Below are 14,583 nucleotides of genomic sequence, written 5' to 3' on the forward strand. Positions count from 1 at the left end.
ACCTCAGTGACCGTAAGTTCTAGGTTTGGTGTAGTAGTCAATCAGTGGCACGCACATGTTGGCCAGCAGAACAGCGAATGCAACACCATCGGGGAAACCGCCCCAACTACGAATAACAAAGACGAGTGCGCCGATAAGAGCACCAAAAATCAGGCGACCTTTTACCGTAGTTGAAGCTGATACTGGATCCGTCGCGATAAAGAAGGCACCCAGCATGGTCGCTCCTGATAGTAAGTGGAAGACTGGTGACGCCGTTTCTCCCGGAGTGAGCAGCATGAACACCAGGCTAAACACGGTCAGGCTCGCCAAGAACCCTGCAGGGATGTACCACTGAATAATGCGCTTTTTGATCATCACCAGGCCACCAATAAAGTAAGCGACATTGACCCATTGCCAACCCATCCCCGCCAAACCTGAAAAAATAGGCTGTGAAAGAATTTCACTTGGGGTTGCACCAGTATGTAGACCCGTTTTAAAAGCGTCGAGTGGTGTTGCCATTGTCACGCCGTCGACACCTGCTCGTACTTGCTGCAGCGATAGACCGTCATTATCAAATCCAGTAAAAATAAGTGATAACACATCGGCGAAATTGACGTAATCGGGAATAAGTGATGTTGGTACGCTCCAGCTTGTCATTTGAACCGGGAACGAAATAAGCAGCACAACATAAGCTACCATCGCTGGGTTAAACAGGTTTTGACCAAGACCGCCATAGAGATGCTTGGCAATTACAATCGCGAAGACTAAGCCAATCACGCTAAGCCACCAAGGAGACCAAGGTGGAATGGCAACCGCCAGCAGCCAAGCTGTAACGATGGCACTGTTATCACGCAGTGCTCGAATTGGCGGACGCTTGCGGACGACCATCACCAGTGCTTCCAGAGCCATCGCGACAACAATAGCAAAAATAAGCTGGATCAATGTTCCCCAGCCAAAGAAGTAAGTTTGAGCCGCTAAACCAGGGATCGCACACAGTGCCACCCATTTCATCAAATCAGGCGTGCTACGACGGCTGTGGGTATGCGGTGAGCTGGCTATAAAAAACGACATTACTCGTTCTCCTCGGTATTATTTTTATTTGCTTCTTGCTGAGCTTTGCGCGCTTTCGCACGAGCAATGGCAGCAGCCACAGCGGCTTTCTTCGGATCTTCTGCTTGCTCAGCCGGCGCTTCATCTTCAGTCGGTTTCGACTCTGCTTCTTGCTGAGCTTTGCGTGCTTTCGCACGAGCAATCGCAGCTGCGACAGCGGCTTTTTTCGGATCTTCTGCTTGCTCAGCCGGCGCTTCATCTTCAGCAGGTTTTGCTTCTGCTTCTTGCTGAGCTTTACGCGCTTTCGCACGAGCAATCGCAGCAGCGACAGCGGCTTTCTTTGGATCTTCTGCTTGCTCAGCTGGTGTTTCATCTTCAGTAGGTTCTGCTTCTTGCTGAGCTTTGCGTGCTTTCGCACGGGCAATGGCTGCAGCGACAGCGGCTTTCTTCGGATCTTCTGCTTGCTCAGTTGGGGCTTCATCTTCAGCAGGTTTTGTTTCTGCTTCTTGTCCTGCCTTGCGCGCTTTTGCACGAGCAATCGCAGCAGCGACAGCAGCTTTTTTCGGGTCGTCTGCTTGCTCAGCTGGGGCTTCATCTTCAGCAGGTTTTGCTTCTGCCTCTTGCCCGGCCTTGCGCGCTTTTGCACGAGCAATCGCTGCCGCCACCGCCGCTTTTTTGTCTTCTGGCTCAGCTGAAGGTGTGCTTTCCTCTTGCTGTGCTTTTTTCGCTTTGGCGCGAGCTATCGCGGCGGCAACCGCTGATTTCTTGTCATCAGCCTTATCGCTTGAATCGTCGCTCTGCTCTTTCTCTGCTTTACGTTCACGAGCCAAGCGCTTGCGTTCTTCACGCAGTTTTGCCATCTCGGTATTGTCTGGCTCAGCAGCACCCGCTTCTGCAGCGGCAGCTTGTTTGGCTTTCGCTTTTGCTATCGCAGCAGCCACCGCTGGTTTCACAGCAGGCTCTGCTTTCTCTTCTGCATTAGCTTTTTGAGCTTTCACACGCGCAATCGCAGCGGCTATCGCATCGTCGCCACCTTGAGACTTCATATCTTTGCGGCGTTCATCAGCCGCTTTCTTGAAGCGATTCTCACGTTCTGCTTTTTCGCGCTCCATACGCGCTTTTTTCTCTTCAAAGCGCAGTTTTGCACGTTCAGCCGCTTCGGACTCTTGTGCTCGGGTGCGAATTTCTGCTTTTGCCTGGCGATAATATTGAACCAGTGGAATTTCGCTTGGGCATACAAAAGCACAAGCGCCACACTCAATACAGTCTTTCAGGTTTAGCTCTTCAAGCTTGTCATACTCTTCCGCTTTGGAGTGCCATAACAGCTGTTGAGGAAGCAGTGACGCAGGGCAGGCTTCAGCACATTGGCCACAGCGAATACATTCCATCTCATACTGACTGGCAGAGATCTCAAAGCGAGTTGGCGCAAGAATACAGTTCGCCGTTTTGGTAATGGGCACGTGAGAGTGGGGCAGAGTAAAGCCCATCATTGGGCCGCCCATGATCAAACGCTGGAGCTTTTTGTCGGCTTTGTAGCCAAATTCATCCAACAGATCTTGTACTGGTGTGCCCAGAAGCGCCCAGACGTTGCGCGGCTTCTTGAAGGTTTTACCTGTCAGAGTGACAATTCGCTCGATCATTGGCTCGCCATTAATGACGGCACGTTTGATTGAGTACAAAGAACCCACGTTTTGCACCAGAATGCCAATATCTGCCGGGATCGCGCCACTAGGCACTTCTTTATTGGTCAGAATTTTGATCAGCTGCTTTTCACCGCCTGACGGGTATTTGGTCGGGATTACGCGGATAACAATATCTTTGTTTAAAGCGGCAGTCTCCAGTGCTTTAATGGCTGCGGGTTTGTTATCTTCAATACCAATGATGGTCAGTTTTGGCTTGAGCATATGCTCGACAATTTCAATGCCCTGAATCAGTTCATCGGCATGTTCCTGCATGAGTTTGTCGTCGGCGGTAATATATGGCTCACACTCCGCGGCGTTCACAATCAGAATTTCTGTTCGAGCAACACCGGATTGGAGCTTCTTCGCGGTTGGGAAACCCGCTCCACCCATACCCGAAATACCCGCAAGGCGGATAACGTCGATTAACGCATCAGCGGATTCTTGAGTGTAATCAGCGACGGGCGTTTTTTCACACCAGGTATCTTTGCCGTCGGTCGTGATAACAGCACACAGTTCACTTAGCCCTGATGGGTGAGCAACCGTTCTGGCTTCTATCGCAGAGATTGTTCCGGATGTCGGCGCGTGCACAGGAACGGTAAAACCGGATTCGGATTGTGTTAAAGCCTGACCTTTCAATACCGTGTCACCAACGGCAACGAGGAGATTACCTGCTTTACCAATATGCTGTTTTAATGGCAGTACGATCTCAGCCGGAATCGCTGCGTGGAGTAATTCTGTTTTATTAGATTGTTTTTTGTTTTCTGCCGGATGCACACCGCCTGGGAAATCCCAAAGCGACCCAGTACGAATTTGTTCAATCAAAGACAACATACGAAACCTTAATTAATTGAATCTTTCACGTTCGCTGCATCTTGGGCAGCATCCGTAATATCCACGACTGGAATGGTATTAAGTTGCCACTTCCAGCTGTCTGTGGTGGTTGCCACAGGAATCATTTCAATACAGTCAGTTGGACAAGGAGCAACACACAAGTCACAACCAGTACATTCTTCTTTGATAACGGTGTGAAGTGCCTTAGTTCCGCCAACGATGGCATCGACAGGACAAGCCTGAATGCATTTGGTACAGCCAATGCACATGTCTTCGTGAATAAACGCGACCGTAGGAACTTTGTTTTCAAGATCGTGTGCCGACTCTTCAGGTTCTACACCCATTAGATCGGCTAACTTCTCTATTGTTGCCTGACCACCCGGAGGACATTTATTGATATGGTCACCATTCGCAATCGCTTCTGCATAAGGGCGACAGCCTGGATAGCCACATTGGCCACACTGAGTTTGAGGCAAAATAGCATCGATTTGATCAACGATAGGGTCCGCCTCAACTTTGAAACGAATAGATGCAAATCCGAGGATGGCTCCGAAAATCGCAGCAAGCACAGCGAGTGCGATGATCGCAATTAGAATTGTACTCATCGTTTTACTTCACCAAACCTGTAAAGCCCATAAAGGCAAGCGACATTAAGCCAGCGGTGATCATCGCAATGGACGCGCCTTTAAAAGGAAGCGGGACGTCTGCAGCAGCAATTCGCTCACGCATAGAGGCAAATAGAATCAATACCAGTGAAAAGCCAACTGCTGCACCAAATCCATAAATGATTGACTCGATGAAATTATGGTTTTCATTAATATTAAGTAGCGCAACACCCAGTACCGCACAGTTGGTGGTAATGAGCGGTAAGAAGATACCCAGCAGGCGATACAGCGTCGGGCTGGTTTTGTGCACAACCATCTCTGTGAACTGAACCACAACAGCAATAACCAAGATAAAACTCATGGTTCTTAGATATTCGATACCTAATGGGCTTAGGATGTAGCTTTCTACTAAATACGAACACACCGACGCGAGGGTTAGCACGAAAGTGGTTGCTAAGCCCATACCAATTGCTGTTTCCAGTTTTTTGGACACGCCCATAAACGGACAGAGGCCCAAAAATTTTACCAGTACAAAGTTGTTTACCAGCACAGTGCCGACTAACAACAAAACATATTCGGTCATAGTTTTTACGTTCTTAAAATCCGATCCCAATATTATCGTGTTTTGTGACACCAATAACAACCAGTGAACGATGTGGTTTTATATACACGGCGGAAAAATAGCCGTCTATGTGATTCAGATAGATGAGTTTTTATCTTAATGAGAGGTTTGGTGAATGATTTGTGAGCCAAATTAGGACTAGATCTTTATTGATTGGGAAACTTTAACTCATCGCTCCGGGACTCGATGCTGTCGGCTAGGTGCACCGGCATTTAGGTCTGAGACATTTCACGGTCATTGGTGTTTCAGCGACATCGATTGATGTAGCAATGCGGCTTGTAGGATTGTGCCTACAAGCCGCCACTACCCGTTATTTACATTTTTGTAGATAACATGTATCTGAGTTTAGATACAGTGAAAGACAGAGTATAGCTGGGGGCTAATAGGTTACATGAATATCAATGATGACATTGCTTAAGGCTATTTATCATCGCCATCAGTAAAGAGTGGTATTGATCTTTTCCTGGAGCTATGTTCGCACCAATAGGATCCATTGTGCCTATCGTTTTCACTGTTGAATTTTCAAATACTGTGTTGACCAGCTCAGGATTAAATTGTGGCTCGGTAAACACGCATGTAACACCCAAATCTTTCACCGTTTGGCGAATTTTTGAGATTCGTGCCGGACTCGGTTTTGATGCATCAGAAATAGAAATCGCACCAGATGCTAGCAGTTGGAATCGCTGCTCAAAATATTGGTAAGCATCGTGAAATACAATGAACTTAATACCGTTGAGTGACTGAGCCTGTTCATTTATAGCACCACTCAATTGGTGTAAACGAATGATGGTTGCTTTTGCATTGTCTTCATAAATATGCGCATGTTCAGTATCAACGTTCGACAATGCACTCGCTATAGCTTCTACCCAAACTTCAGCATTTTTAGGGTCTAACCATACATGCGGGTCATGGTCACCATGATGATGGTGATCATGATGTGCGTCATGATCATGTTCTTCATGTTCTTTATGTTCTTCATGTTCATGGTGTTCGTCGTGTCCCTCTTCACTATGTACGTGTGCTTCGAATGTTGCACCTTCTCGGAAGCCATAGAGTGTGGTTCCTTCGACTTCCATCATTTCAATCTTAGTAGAGGAGTTAGCTAAGCTTGAAAGTGGTTTTTCTAACCAAGGTGTTAATCCTTCACCAATCCAAAACACGATGTCTGCCTGTGAAAGCGCTTTAGCTTCTGATGGGCGTAGATGATAGTCATGAGGTGATGCTTCGGGGCGAATGAGCAAGTCGGGTTCACCAACACCATCCATTACTTGTGTAACTAAAGAATGTAACGGTGCGATGTCTACGGCCACTTTCGGGACTTGAGCATAAGCCTGAGAGGCGGTTGCTAAAGCGATGACAATGCCAGATAAGGCTTGTTTGAGCATGATGTTCTCCTGGTTATTTTTAATCAAACATGGTACACATTGAAAAATCTAAATGTTATGTTATAACATATCTGTTGGTTTGAGAAACCTATACTTTGCTGTTTAAAAATTTATCGCGCAGCTAGTAGTAATCCTATTGAGAGAAAGTAGATGTTGATTTCTTCACAAGCGTTGTCTGTCAGGTTTGGGCAACACCTGATTTTGGACCGTGTCAATATGTCGGTGAATCAGGGCGAAATCGTAACGATTGTTGGGCCTAATGGTTCTGGAAAATCAACGTTATTAAAAACCTTAATTGGGTCGGTGCTTCCGACGAGTGGTCAAGTGCTTCGTGCTGACAACTTGAAGATAGGCTACGTACCGCAACGACTTCACATTGATGAAGCTTTGCCTATGACGGTGAATCGATTTTTAACACTGCCATTGCGTCGTTCAAAAGAGGCTATTAAGGAAGTGTTAGGGCGGGCAGGTGTCGAAAGCTTGGAGAAACAGCAACTGGTGTCCTTATCAGGAGGACAATTGCAACGAGTTTTACTAGCCCGTGCATTGTTAGAAGAACCAACGCTATTGCTGCTTGATGAAGCTACTCAAGGGCTCGATCAACGTGGAACTGTGGGTTTTTATCAACAAATCGATGCCATTCGTCAGGAAAGCGGTTGTGCTGTCATTATGGTCAGCCATGATCTGCATGTGGTGATGAAACGAACCGACCGCGTTATCTGTTTAAACGGTCGTGTATGTTGTGAAGGTGTTCCGGAAACGGTTAGTCAATCTCCAGAATACAAAGCACTTTTTGGCCTAGACGATGATGATGTCCTTGGAGTCTACCGACATCAGAGCTCCGTACACAACATTAGTGGAGGCTCATTACATGTTGGATGATTTTCTTTGGCGCGCAGCTTTAGCTGGCGTTGGTGTAACGTTGGCTGCGGCGCCTTTAGGATGCTTTATTGTTTGGCGCCGCATGGCTTATTTCGGCGATGCAACGGCTCATGCTTCGATGCTGGGTGTCGCATTGTCGCTCTCTTTTTCACTACCGATTTTCCCTGGCGTATTGTTTATTGCGCTACTCATGGCCATCACTGTTTCTTCATTCACTGGTCGAGGCTTCGCGATGGATACGCTGTTAGGGGTAATGGCGCATTCGGCACTGGCGTTTGGCCTGGTGGCTGTCTCTTTTCTCTCCGGCATTCGAATGGATCTGATGGCTTACTTGTTTGGCGACATTTTGGCTGTGAGTAAAACGGATTTACTGATTATCTGGACAGGTACGGTATTAGTGATTGGCCTGATTCGATTGCGTTGGTCTGGGCTTCTTCTATCGACGCTAAATAAAGATCTGGCACTGGCTAGTGGTTTTTCACCAAAACGAGAACAACTGATTCTAACCATCGCACTCGCCGTTGTAGTCGCCGTGGCCATTAAAGTGGTGGGCGTATTGCTGATTGTCGCCATGCTTATTATTCCAGCAGCGACCGCTCGACCATTTAGTCAAACGCCTGAAATGATGGTGATACTTGCTGCGCTGATTGGCAGTAGTGCCAGTGTGATTGGTCTACGTGCCTCTTATCTTCTGGATACCCCAACTGGGCCAACAATGGTTTGTATCGCCACTGGATTATTTATTTTATCGAGCATTATTTGGGTCGTCCGGCATAAGTTGCGAGTAACCACAGAGCATCGACAAGAAACATAAAATAATAATATCAACTTTGGAGTGAGTAAAATGAGTCAGAAAAAGATTACTGTGACTGTACTTTCCGGCTTTCTTGGGGCAGGAAAAACGACCGTGCTGAGTCATATTCTCAATAATCGCGAAGGCAAGCGAGTCGCGGTGATTGTTAACGACATGAGTGAAATTAATATTGATTCCGCGACGGTGAAAAACGAAGTGTCGCTCAATCACAAAGAAGAAAAATTGGTGGAAATGAGCAATGGCTGTATTTGCTGCACGCTTCGAGAAGATCTGCTGATAGAAGTGACCAAACTGGCCAAGGAAGGCCGTTTCGATAATCTCGTGATCGAATCTACAGGTATTTCTGAGCCACTCCCCGTGGCTGAAACATTTACCTTTGCTGACGAAAATGGTGTATCGCTGTCTGATGTCGCGATATTAGATAACATGGTGACAGTAGTAGACGCAGTGAACTTTTTGCGTGACTACGAAGCCGCGCAATCTCTTCGAGAGACTGGCGAGCATTTAGGTGAAGAAGACCATCGCAGTGTTTCTGACTTATTGATAGATCAAGTTGAGTTTGCGGATGTCATTCTGATCAGTAAAACCGATCTCGCTCGTACCGAAGAGGTCGAGCGTTTGAAAGCGATTCTGAGAACTCTAAACACACATGCTCGAATTATTGCCATACAAAATGGGCAGGTGGATATCTCTGATGTGTTGGATACGGGCTTATTTAATTTCGAACGCGCACAGCAAGCACCGGGTTGGCTAAAAGAACTGCGAGGTGAACACATTCCGGAGACCGAAGAGTATGGCATCAGCAGTTTTAGCTATCAGGCGCGACGCCCATTTCATCCCGACCTGTTCTATGACTTGCTACATAACCTATCTCATTTTGGCAACTTAATCCGTTCAAAAGGCTATTTTTGGCTCGCTACCCGCCCAGAATTCGCAGGACAGTGGAATCAAGCTGGCGGGGTCGCGGACTATGGTTTTGCAGGAATGTTTTGGAAGGCGATCCCAAAAACACAATGGCCGAGTGACCCTGAATATCTCAAGGCCATAGAGGATAACTGGATTGAACCATTTGGTGATATGCGCCAAGAGCTGGTGTTTATTGGTCAAGGGTTAGATAAAGCCGCAATGATAAAGGCGCTCGATGATTGTTTGCTCACTGAGGAGGAAGTCCAGGCGGGTGAAGCCTTTTGGAAAGCGTTGCCGGATCCCTTTTCGTCTTGGGAGGTAGAGTGATGAGTATCGATATCATTGAAAGTGCACCACCTATCTGTTCAAAACAGACGTCTTCTATTGCACAAGTTCCGAGCATTCTGACTGACATTTATAAGCCAGAACACAATATTGCTATCTGGCAGCGGACGCTCGTAAAGGTAATGACGACCAATATTGAGCAGATGCTTTCAGACGAGAAACCATTAGCATTGGTCCAAAGTGTCACTCCAGGTGACGCCGCACAATGGGTGCAAAGCAAATTAGACGGTTATTCATGTGCGAAGGCGTTGAGTGAAGATATCGCCTTAATCGTCGATATGTTCTGCTGTTTGTTTGATGTAAAAGAAGCAGGTTTGAGGCTCACTCGCTTAGATAGCCCGATGTGCCCGAAATTTCATTTTGATCGCGTGCCTTGCCGACTTGTCACCACTTATACCGGTCGAGCGACGGAATGGCTGACTAACGAAGTCATTGACCGCACTAAGCTCGGTGCAGGTAGCCTTGGTCAACCCGACCATCTGTCAGGGCTGTACGACTCTGAAAGCTCAATACGAAAAATGCAGCCCGGTGATGTCGCCTTACTCAAAGGCAGCGGTTGGGAAGGCAACGAAAATGATGGGCTGGTACATCGTTCTCCTAATGTTGAGCCAGGAGAGCGACGATTACTGCTTACATTGGATTTCATCTAGACAAATGCGAAATATCAACAGCGTTGACGGGATTATGGAGCAGGCAGAAAAGATCTGCCTAGCTCGAGGCAAACAACTCACTACTAAACGGAAATTGGTTCTGGGTGCGCTGTTGCATTCGAACAAGCCCCTTTCCGCTTACGAACTGGCCGATTACTGCAATTATCATTTTGCTCAAAATATGCAAGCGATGTCGGTTTATCGTATTTTGGATTTCCTTGAGGCTGAACATTTCGCTCATAAGCTCAATATATTTAATAAGTACATCGCCTGTTCTCATATCAAGTGCAATCATGAGCACGGTATTCCTCAATTTTTGATTTGTTCTCAATGCGGAAAGGTCAGTGAAGTAACCGTTGAACCAAAGGTTATCTCCAGTGTATGTGCGAATGCCAGGAAGGAAGGCTTCACTGTTCTCAGCCCTCAATTTGAGATCTCCTGTATCTGTGATGATTGCGCCAAAAAATAACGCCCACGACCGATCATAAATGTCACCTTGATGGTTACCGTCGGTGTACTTTTCTTTTTCCAATTCATTAAGGAGAACTTGAGGCCTTATGCCAACAACCTTGATTAAAAATGCCCGCGTGGTAAACGAAGGTGTCATCATTGAAGCCGACTTACGTATTGTCGATGAGCGTATCGAACGCATTGCCCGCGAAATCACCGCACAGTCAGGAGACATAATCATTGATGCTCAAAGTGGGTATTTACTGCCAGGAATGATTGACGATCAGGTGCATTTCCGAGAGCCGGGATTAACGCATAAAGGCTCGATTACAAGCGAATCTCGCGCAGCTGTAGCAGGTGGTATCACAAGCTATATGGAAATGCCCAATGTTAGTCCTGCCACGACGACTATTGAAGCGTTAGAACGCAAGTTTGCTCTCGCTAAAGACAGCTCGTTTGCGAATTATTCTTTCTATCTTGGTGCAACAGAAGACAATCTAGAACAAATTAAACAACTTAACCCCAGACAACATTGTGGTGTGAAAGTGTTTATGGGGGCATCAACGGGAAATTTGCTGGTCGAAGATCCGCAAGCCTTAGAGTCAATTTTTCGTGACTCTCCTGTACTGATTGTGACTCACTGTGAAAGTAGCGCTGTCATTAAACAAAATCATCAAAAGCAACGACTTAAGAAATCTGAGTTCACCATCGAAGACCACCCCATTTTACGTGACGAAGAGGCGTGTTACGCTTCATCTTCTTATGCGGTAGGACTTGCCAAAAAGTATCACAGCCAACTGCATGTGCTGCACATCACAACGGCGAAGGAGTTAACACTGTTTGACGCGGGTGATATTCGAGATAAATCAATCACCGCGGAGGCTTGTGTCCATCACCTATGGTTCAGTAGCAAAGATTATGCAGAACTCGGTAACCTGATCAAATGCAACCCTTCAATCAAATCCCCTAATGACCGCGACGCGCTAGTGGCAGCGTTAAATACTGGTCAAATAGATATCATTGCAACAGATCACGCTCCTCATACCTGGCAAGAAAAACAAGTGCCTTACGAGCAGGCGCCAGCGGGGTTGCCGTTAGTTCAGCATGCGTTACTTACACTCTTCGATCATGTCCGTTTGGGCCATATGAGCTTGACTCAAGTAGTCGAAAAAACCGCGCACAACCCGGCCATTCGCTATGGCATTCAAGGCAGAGGCTTTATTCGCGAAGGTTACTACGCTGATTTGGTGTTAGTTGATGCTCATACCCCAACACGAGTTAGCCACGAAAACAGTTTATATCACTGTGGCTGGTCGCCTTTTGCTGGACATGAATTTTCAGCTCAAATTCAAAAGACTTGGGTCAATGGCGCGCTAGTTTATGCCAATAACAAAGTCATCGATAAACCAGCCGCAGCGATGCGTTTATCCTTCAATCGTTAAGTGGCTTACCGCACAGAAAGAACCATGAACAAACTGGAAGCATTATGTTAAGAAGAAACCCAACGGGCCATATGCCACAGGTGTCCTCAACAGCCTTTATTGATCCAACCGCGCATTTCCATGTACCACCCATGACCAATATTGGTGTTGATTTTGATTTGGATAGTATCTCAAAGGTACCACCAGAATATTCAGCTTTTTCCGAATCGGTGGTCTCTGCCAATCACGAGTTAGTGCAAGGCTATCGGAGAATAGTCAATGAACTTTAATCGCCCTCTGCTCTCGCGTGTACCGACCAATATCATTACTGGTTTTCTCGGTGTAGGAAAAACATCCGCGATTATGCACTTGATGGCGAATAAACCGAGCAACGAACGTTGGGCAGTTCTGGTCAATGAGTTTGGAGAGGTAGGCATTGATGGCAGCTTGTTACAAGGTCAGAAAACAGACCAGGATCAAGTCTTTATTCGTGAAGTTCCTGGCGGATGTATGTGCTGCGCAGCAGGCTTACCGATGCAGATCGCCCTTAATCAATTGCTGTCTGAAGCAAGACCAGATCGCTTGTTGATTGAACCTACTGGACTTGGTCATCCTAAAGAAGTGTTGCAGGTATTATCAACCGAGTATTATCGCCAAATCCTTGCTTTGCAAAAGAACATTACTCTGGTCGATGCGCGTAAGTTGTCGGATTCTAACTACACTGACCATGAAACTTTTAACCAACAAATTGCTATTGCCGACACGGTGGTGGGAAACAAACGCGATCTTTATCGAGAAGGAGACGAGCAAAAGCTTATCGATTATGTGGCAACATTGGGGTTATCGAATACAACAGTGATTTTTTCTGAACATGGCGCTATCCCTTTTGCAGAATTTGAGGGAGAGACTCGTATGAATGAGCAAAAAATGCCCTCTATTCTTCATCGTGAGCGCGAGAAAAAGTCGCTTGTTCCTGAGTTGCCTATGCCCGAGAGTGGTATTCTAAAAGCAACTAATCAGGGGGAAGGCTTCTACAGTATCGGTTGGCGTATCTCTGCCGAGAAAGTGTTCGATCATCAAAAACTGAGATTGTTGCTGCTCGACCTCAAGGTTGATCGAATGAAAGCGGTATTTATCACCGGAAGCGGTATTTTTGGTTACAACCTAACAGCAGATGGACTCGCAGAGTTTGAGTTAGACGAGTGTTCAGAAAGCCGCCTTGAACTGATTTCTTCTGCTCTAGATGACCAATTTGAAGGTAGATTACTTCAATGTTTGGAGAAGACATCATGATCGAGAAGAAAAAATTTTCCTTCTACCCTCAATGCCTAGCCTCCTAATTATGATAATGGGATTCTTTTAGAGGTGCGCTTACGGCACTTATGTCGCCTTATCGGGTTAGGGTGAGTAACCGTATTTTTTTGCCTGTACGGTTCCTCATGGGTCAGTTTAGATTTATTGCTTTAATCGTTGCTGTGCTTTGTTTTTCGGTCGCTTTGCTTCTACCAACCGCGGATAAGCCAAATCAAGAGAGTCACAGCGCTCAACTCAATCAAAGCGTTGATACGTCACAACCTCCATCATCAGAGGTGATGACTCCCTCTGATATCAGTTCGATACCGTTACCTAAACGGATACACTACATGGTCAAAGTGGGAGACTTGCTCAGTGGTATGTTCGCTCAATTGGGTATCTAAACTTCTAAGCTAGTACGAGTTCGGAAAAGGCGTTAAGAGAATGCAATTCCTTGAAATGGCAAGATTTAGATACAAAAAAAGACGTCCTGGGACGTCTTTCTTCTCGAATTTGGCTCCCCCTGCGGGACTCGAACCTGCGACATACGGATTAACAGTCCGCCGTTCTACCAACTGAACTAAGGGGGAATTGCTTTGCTTGAAAGCGGGGCAAATCTTACCGACCCCCAAATCTACTGTCAACAGTTGTAACCTACCATCTAATATGAAAAACATAAGGAATAGATAGGATTTGGCCGAAATAAGTCGGAAGGCCACGTCTTTCAACGGCTGAGGATACTATCAGCTCGAAAAAACAAAATCCACTAGAAATGAAAAAAATCTGCTGAAATTTTTCTAGTTAGCGCAAAAAATGAGAAAACGCTCAAATTGATAAAGAGCATCCGATTTGGCGTTTAAAGCTCATTTAAATGTCTGTAGCTCTCTGAACCACACGGCCTACGATGCACAACTGATCTAGCTTGTCTTTTGGTACTTCGATTGGAGCGTAATCCTTGTTGTCACTGATAAGTGTCAGTGAGCCGTCATAGCTCTTCTGGATTCTCTTGGCGTAAAGCTCATCACCTAAGCGAACCACGTATATTTTACCGTCAATAGGAGTTGTTGAATCCCTATCAACCAACAATGAGTCGTTGTCTGTAATAGTGTCGGCCATAGAGTCGCCTCTCACGAACACAACAGCACAGCGCTCTGGGTTTAATCTCTTGAACTTAAGATATTTCTTTCTAAAAGCTAGCCAGCGCTTAGGTTCTTGGTCAAATGCATCACAGCCATTACCAGCTGAAACCTGAATATGGAAGCCTGGTACTAAGCAAAACTCCTCTTCAAACACTTCCACTGGATTGATAGGAGAAGGCTTAGCTGGAGTAGCGTCAGCTGCTTTGCCATCTTGGCTGCTTTCTTTGCCTGTTGCCAACCAATCAATAGATACACCACAGGCTGAGGCTATCTTAAATGCTGTTTCTAGGTTGGGTATCGAGCCTTTAAGTATCTTTCTTAAAGCTCCTTCTGTTACTTCAGTACGCTTTGCGAACTGGCGTAAGCTTTCTTCGCCAATCAATTGTTCCAAGCGCACAGCTACCGATCCGATTCCCTCTGGTTGAATCGGATCATCGATCCGTTTTGTCATCTGAAGATCCGTTTTTAAAAATATCCAATCAAATCAAAGAGATATATTTCTTTAATAGCTAAAGATCGCATTAATTGA

15 protein-coding genes and 1 tRNA gene are annotated in these 14,583 nt (G+C 46.2%); 9 read left to right on the top strand and 7 right to left on the bottom strand.

From position 1 onward, the window contains the following. Positions 1–3: 3 nt before the first annotated feature. The 5 genes from rsxD to OO774_RS04735 all read right to left on the bottom strand — a co-directional run bounded on the left by rsxD (position 4) and on the right by OO774_RS04735 (position 6,154). Positions 4–1,050 (bottom strand): electron transport complex subunit RsxD, encoded by a 1,047-nt coding sequence (gene rsxD / locus OO774_RS04715; protein WP_264905136.1) that lies wholly within the window; start codon positions 1,048–1,050, stop codon positions 4–6. Further along, complete coding sequence (rsxC, locus tag OO774_RS04720) at positions 1,050–3,542, bottom strand: electron transport complex subunit RsxC (protein ID WP_264905138.1); 2,493 nt, start codon at positions 3,540–3,542, stop codon at positions 1,050–1,052. Before rsxC ends, rsxD begins: the two co-directional genes overlap by 1 nt. Before the next feature lie 8 nt (positions 3,543–3,550). After that, a complete protein-coding gene (gene rsxB, locus OO774_RS04725; RefSeq protein ID WP_264905140.1) occupies positions 3,551–4,147 on the bottom strand; it encodes an electron transport complex subunit RsxB in 597 nt (198 codons plus the stop codon). A 4-nt stretch (positions 4,148–4,151) separates the two neighbouring features. After that, on the bottom strand, positions 4,152–4,730 hold the full coding sequence (gene rsxA, locus OO774_RS04730) for an electron transport complex subunit RsxA (RefSeq protein ID WP_264905142.1): 579 nt from the start codon (positions 4,728–4,730) through the stop codon (positions 4,152–4,154). Positions 4,731–5,167: 437 nt separating this feature from the next. After that, entirely contained in the window at positions 5,168–6,154 is a 987-nt protein-coding gene (locus OO774_RS04735; protein WP_264905144.1) for a zinc ABC transporter substrate-binding protein, read from the bottom strand. Positions 6,155–6,304: 150 nt separating this feature from the next. Here OO774_RS04735 and OO774_RS04740 point away from each other — a divergent pair, with 150 nt between their 5' ends. The 9 genes from OO774_RS04740 (at position 6,305) to OO774_RS04780 (ending at position 13,319) form a co-directional block, all read left to right on the top strand. Continuing rightward, positions 6,305–7,036, top strand: coding sequence for a metal ABC transporter ATP-binding protein (locus OO774_RS04740; protein WP_264905145.1), 732 nt, complete (start codon positions 6,305–6,307; stop codon positions 7,034–7,036). After that, a complete protein-coding gene (locus OO774_RS04745; protein WP_264905147.1) occupies positions 7,026–7,850 on the top strand; it encodes a metal ABC transporter permease in 825 nt (274 codons plus the stop codon). The genes OO774_RS04740 and OO774_RS04745 overlap by 11 nt, the downstream gene beginning before the upstream one ends. A 30-nt stretch (positions 7,851–7,880) precedes the next feature. Further along, positions 7,881–9,083: a zinc metallochaperone GTPase ZigA gene (zigA, locus tag OO774_RS04750; RefSeq protein WP_264905148.1), complete on the top strand. Its 1,203-nt coding sequence runs from the start codon at positions 7,881–7,883 to the stop codon at positions 9,081–9,083. Continuing rightward, positions 9,083–9,751 carry a DUF1826 domain-containing protein gene (locus tag OO774_RS04755; protein ID WP_264905150.1) on the top strand — a complete coding sequence of 223 codons (669 nt, stop codon included), beginning with the start codon at positions 9,083–9,085 and terminating at the stop codon, positions 9,749–9,751. The genes zigA and OO774_RS04755 overlap by 1 nt, the downstream gene beginning before the upstream one ends. Positions 9,752–9,755: 4 nt before the next feature. Continuing rightward, the gene (locus OO774_RS04760) at positions 9,756–10,220 is read left to right on the top strand and encodes a transcriptional repressor (RefSeq protein WP_264905152.1); all 465 of its coding nucleotides are present in this window, start codon (positions 9,756–9,758) and stop codon (positions 10,218–10,220) included. An 88-nt stretch (positions 10,221–10,308) separates the two neighbouring features. After that, positions 10,309–11,643, top strand: a complete 1,335-nt coding sequence (locus tag OO774_RS04765) for a dihydroorotase (RefSeq protein WP_264905154.1) — start codon at positions 10,309–10,311, stop codon at positions 11,641–11,643. Positions 11,644–11,687: 44 nt separating this feature from the next. Then, positions 11,688–11,912, top strand: coding sequence for a hypothetical protein (locus tag OO774_RS04770; RefSeq protein WP_264905155.1), 225 nt, complete (start codon positions 11,688–11,690; stop codon positions 11,910–11,912). Beyond that, positions 11,902–12,915 carry a GTP-binding protein gene (locus OO774_RS04775; protein ID WP_264905156.1) on the top strand — a complete coding sequence of 338 codons (1,014 nt, stop codon included), beginning with the start codon at positions 11,902–11,904 and terminating at the stop codon, positions 12,913–12,915. Before OO774_RS04770 ends, OO774_RS04775 begins: the two co-directional genes overlap by 11 nt. A gap of 146 nt (positions 12,916–13,061) precedes the next feature. Next, positions 13,062–13,319, top strand: coding sequence for a hypothetical protein (locus OO774_RS04780; RefSeq protein WP_264905157.1), 258 nt, complete (start codon positions 13,062–13,064; stop codon positions 13,317–13,319). Between the two features lie 110 nt (positions 13,320–13,429). On the opposite strand, the gene OO774_RS04785 is transcribed toward OO774_RS04780, so the two are convergent. Both OO774_RS04785 and OO774_RS04790 read right to left on the bottom strand, forming a co-directional pair. Further along, positions 13,430–13,505 (bottom strand) — tRNA-Asn (locus tag OO774_RS04785). Positions 13,506–13,782: 277 nt separating this feature from the next. Further along, positions 13,783–14,505, bottom strand: a complete 723-nt coding sequence (locus tag OO774_RS04790) for a helix-turn-helix transcriptional regulator (RefSeq protein WP_140249196.1) — start codon at positions 14,503–14,505, stop codon at positions 13,783–13,785. Positions 14,506–14,583 lie beyond the last annotated feature (78 nt).

It is taken from the genome of Vibrio sp. STUT-A11 (assembly GCF_026000435.1).
In the GTDB taxonomy this organism is placed as follows: domain Bacteria; phylum Pseudomonadota; class Gammaproteobacteria; order Enterobacterales; family Vibrionaceae; genus Vibrio.

Excerpts from the sequence above, each read along its gene's own strand:
- rsxD (WP_264905136.1), bottom strand. The coding sequence starts at position 1,050 with ATGTCGTTTTTTATAGCCAGCTCACCGCATACCCACAGCCGTCGTAGC.
- rsxC (WP_264905138.1), bottom strand. The coding sequence starts at position 3,542 with ATGTTGTCTTTGATTGAACAAATTCGTACTGGGTCGCTTTGGGATTTC.
- rsxB (WP_264905140.1), bottom strand. The coding sequence starts at position 4,147 with ATGAGTACAATTCTAATTGCGATCATCGCACTCGCTGTGCTTGCTGCG.
- rsxA (WP_264905142.1), bottom strand. The coding sequence starts at position 4,730 with ATGACCGAATATGTTTTGTTGTTAGTCGGCACTGTGCTGGTAAACAAC.
- OO774_RS04735 (WP_264905144.1), bottom strand. The coding sequence starts at position 6,154 with ATGCTCAAACAAGCCTTATCTGGCATTGTCATCGCTTTAGCAACCGCC.
- OO774_RS04740 (WP_264905145.1), top strand. The coding sequence starts at position 6,305 with ATGTTGATTTCTTCACAAGCGTTGTCTGTCAGGTTTGGGCAACACCTG.
- OO774_RS04745 (WP_264905147.1), top strand. The coding sequence starts at position 7,026 with ATGTTGGATGATTTTCTTTGGCGCGCAGCTTTAGCTGGCGTTGGTGTA.
- zigA (WP_264905148.1), top strand. The coding sequence starts at position 7,881 with ATGAGTCAGAAAAAGATTACTGTGACTGTACTTTCCGGCTTTCTTGGG.
- OO774_RS04755 (WP_264905150.1), top strand. The coding sequence starts at position 9,083 with ATGAGTATCGATATCATTGAAAGTGCACCACCTATCTGTTCAAAACAG.
- OO774_RS04760 (WP_264905152.1), top strand. The coding sequence starts at position 9,756 with ATGCGAAATATCAACAGCGTTGACGGGATTATGGAGCAGGCAGAAAAG.
- OO774_RS04765 (WP_264905154.1), top strand. The coding sequence starts at position 10,309 with ATGCCAACAACCTTGATTAAAAATGCCCGCGTGGTAAACGAAGGTGTC.
- OO774_RS04770 (WP_264905155.1), top strand. The coding sequence starts at position 11,688 with ATGTTAAGAAGAAACCCAACGGGCCATATGCCACAGGTGTCCTCAACA.
- OO774_RS04775 (WP_264905156.1), top strand. The coding sequence starts at position 11,902 with ATGAACTTTAATCGCCCTCTGCTCTCGCGTGTACCGACCAATATCATT.
- OO774_RS04780 (WP_264905157.1), top strand. The coding sequence starts at position 13,062 with ATGGGTCAGTTTAGATTTATTGCTTTAATCGTTGCTGTGCTTTGTTTT.
- OO774_RS04790 (WP_140249196.1), bottom strand. The coding sequence starts at position 14,505 with ATGACAAAACGGATCGATGATCCGATTCAACCAGAGGGAATCGGATCG.